This window comes from Bradyrhizobium semiaridum (assembly GCF_020329505.1).
Classification (GTDB): Bacteria; Pseudomonadota; Alphaproteobacteria; order Rhizobiales; family Xanthobacteraceae; genus Bradyrhizobium; species Bradyrhizobium semiaridum.
Window position 1 is genome coordinate 1 of record NZ_JAGKJJ010000082.1, and the last position, 658, is coordinate 658.

The 658-nt window shown below is 63.4% G+C and carries 1 protein-coding gene; it reads right to left on the reverse strand.

Annotated features, from left to right (window positions below):
* Positions 1 to 257: 257 nt before the first annotated feature.
* Positions 258 to 658, reverse strand: a 401-nt coding sequence (locus J6500_RS31540) for a protein-export chaperone SecB (protein ID WP_312018254.1), incomplete at its 5' end; no start/stop codon positions are given.

Below are 658 nucleotides of genomic sequence, written 5' to 3' on the forward strand. Positions count from 1 at the left end.
AATCAAATTCGGTGGTTATGGGTCCTGGCCTTCGCCAGGACGATGGTGGGAAGAAGCTGTGCGCCACAAATCCATCCCCGTGACCCAGTGAAGGCGTGGAGCTTTATCCTCATCCACTGCTGTGATCGCCCGGCCTGTGCGCAATTGCGCACATGAACCGGGCGACCCAGTATTCCAGAGACGCCAGTGATAGAACCTAGGGGCCGCGGCGTACTGGGTCGCCCCGTCAAGCCGGGCGACGACAGCGAGCAAGTTGATCAGCTCGGCTTGACGCCGGAGGCGGCCTGGGCGGCGGCTTCCCGCCCTTGATGCTCGACCCCGTCGATTTCGTCGGCCTCTACCGCCAGAACATGGAGCGGCAAGCCGCCGTCGCGCACTGCGGTTGCGACGATTTCACGCGCGAACGGGAACAGCAGGCGCGGGCATTCGATCATGACCAGCGGATGCAGGTTTTCCTTCGGCACGTTCACGACCCGGAACACGCCGGCATAGGCCAGGTCGAAGCTGAACATCACCTTGCCGGCGCCTTCGGCCTTGCCCTCGATCGACAGGATCACCTCGTACTCGTGTTCCGACAGGTTGTTGGCCGAGACGTTGATCTGGATGTTGATCGCCGGCTGCTGCTGCTGCGGGCCGAGCGAGGCCGGTGCGTTCGGGT